Genomic DNA, 2,104 nt, shown 5'->3' with positions numbered 1-2,104 from the left:
TCTGGCACGGATCTTGGTTGCGCCGTGAGGCGCTGTTGGTTCGAGTGGAGGTGGAAGACCTGCACCAACCTGCTGTCGCGGCAGTTGGGTTGAAGCTGAGGGCAGCCTGGTCCGGGTGATGCCGGGGAGGGCGAGAGCGGCCCTGACAAAGCCGGGACGTATCCAGTACTGCCAGATGGGGCGGGTCCGGCGAGCGTGATGGAGAGGAGTACGCGAGGAACCGGCGTTTTACGTCTCTTAAAGTGCCTCCGGCTCGAACCTGGTGGAGCAGGGCCGGTAGCGGTGCGTATGCAGGTCATCCTTTCGGGTGGTCTGACAACTTCTGGGTCGGTGTTCAAGAGCTGGCCGGGAGGCCACGAGGAATGTCTGCGGCGTACTCGTGGCGATGCCGCAGGGACACAGTCGGGCTCCTCCTTCATCGAGCGAACCACAGTGAACACGGGAACCGTCCCGAACCTCGCCCCGTCGCCTGCCTCCAGCAGGCCGGCCGGGCTGAGCGCATCGACCGCTGATCGGACCGGGACGGGGCGGAGCCGCCGTAGTACTCCGAGGCCGGGAGAGCCGGCCGCATGGGGAAGGGCGGCAGCGGTATCGAGAAGGGAAGGATGCTGCAATGCCGGAAGATGCCCCGCCGAATGGCGGAGCTCCGGGTCCTCGGGCCCGGGTACTGGAGATGCAGACCAAGCTTCACCGTTGGACGGTGGCCGATCCCGGCCGCCGGTTCGATGACCTGTTCAACTTCGTGCACGATCCGGCGACGCTGCTGGTGGCGTTCGACCGGGTCGCGGGCAATCAGGGAGCCCGGACTCCTGGCGTCGATGGCCTGACGGCCACCGATGTCGAGGAGTCCATCGGTGTTCCCGGGTTCCTGAACGACCTGAGGGCCGCACTCAAGGACGGCTCGTTCCGTCCATTGCCGGTGCGGGAACGCTGCATTCCCAAGCCGGGAGGCTCGGGGAAGGTCCGCAAGCTCGGGATTCCGACGATCGCGGACCGGGTCGTTCAGGCGGCGCTGAAGCTGGTGCTGGAACCGATCTTCGAGGCCGACTTCAAACCGGTCTCCTACGGGTTCCGGCCCCGACGGCGGGCCCAGGACGCGATCGCCGAGATCCACTACTTCGGCACCCGTGGATACCGCTGGGTGCTGGATGCGGATATCGAGGCGTGCTTCGACTCAATCGACCACGCGGCTCTCATGGGCCGAGTGCGTCACCGGGTGAAGGACAAGCGCGTCCTGACGCTGGTCAAGGCCTTCCTCAAAGCCGGAGTCCTCACGGAACTCGGCCAGCAGAAGGAAACACTGACCGGCACCCCGCAAGGCGGCATCCTCTCCCCGCTACTGGCGAACATCGCCCTGTCGGCGCTCGATGAGCACTTGCATAGGCCGTGGGAACCGGGCGGGGCAATGGCCACCGAAGGCAAACGCGCCTACCGACGCCGCAAGGGTCAACCGACCTGGCGGACCGTCCGCTACGCGGATGACTTCGTCGTCCTGGTGCACGGCACCGAGGCCGACACCGCGGCGCTACGCGAAGAAGTCGCTGACGTGCTTGAACCTCTGGGGTTGCGCCTGTCTCAGGCAAAGACCCAGATCACGCACATGAGCGACGGGTTCGACTTCCTGGGCTTCCGCATCCAGTGGAAACGCAAAGGAGGCACGACCAAGTGGCACGTCTACACCTTCATCGCCGACCGGCCCATCCGGTCGCTGAAGGCGAAGGTTCGTGCTCTGACAGGCAGGACATCGCAGCAGGATCTTGCCGCCGTGTTGATCAGACTCACTCAGATCATGCGCGGCTGGGCCAACTATTTCAAGCACGCTGTCGCCAAGCATGTCTTCGGCAGGCTCGACGCCTTCGTGTGGTGGCGTCTCATCCGCATGCTGCGGGAACGTCACCGATGGAATTGGAGCGACGTCCGCCGCCGGTTCACCACTCCCACCGGGAAATGGCGACCCATCGCGGCAGACGGGATCGAACTGTTCCGGATCGCATCGTTCACGGTCAGCCGTTACCGATACCGGGCCAGCACGATCCCCAACCCATGGCAGCCTGCGAACCCCGTCTGACGGCAGAAACCGTGGAGAGCCCGTTGCGTTGAGAGA

Annotated in this window: 1 protein-coding gene; it reads left to right on the top strand. The window is 65.1% G+C overall.

The window, feature by feature from the left end:
* The first annotated feature begins 673 nt into the window (after positions 1 to 673).
* Positions 674 to 2,068, top strand: a complete 1,395-nt coding sequence (gene ltrA, locus AC6CKD_RS37890) for a group II intron reverse transcriptase/maturase (RefSeq protein WP_498333969.1) — start codon at positions 674 to 676, stop codon at positions 2,066 to 2,068.
* Positions 2,069 to 2,104: the final 36 nt, after the last annotated feature.

The organism is Streptomyces sp. GQ60 (genome assembly GCF_059758875.1).
Note: the sequence above shows the minus strand (reverse complement) of the source record. Positions and strands in the feature narration are given on the sequence as shown.

Coding starts and splice junctions, on each gene's coding strand:
- ltrA (WP_498333969.1), top strand. CDS start 674: ATGCAGACCAAGCTTCACCGTTGGACGGTGGCCGATCCCGGCCGCCGG.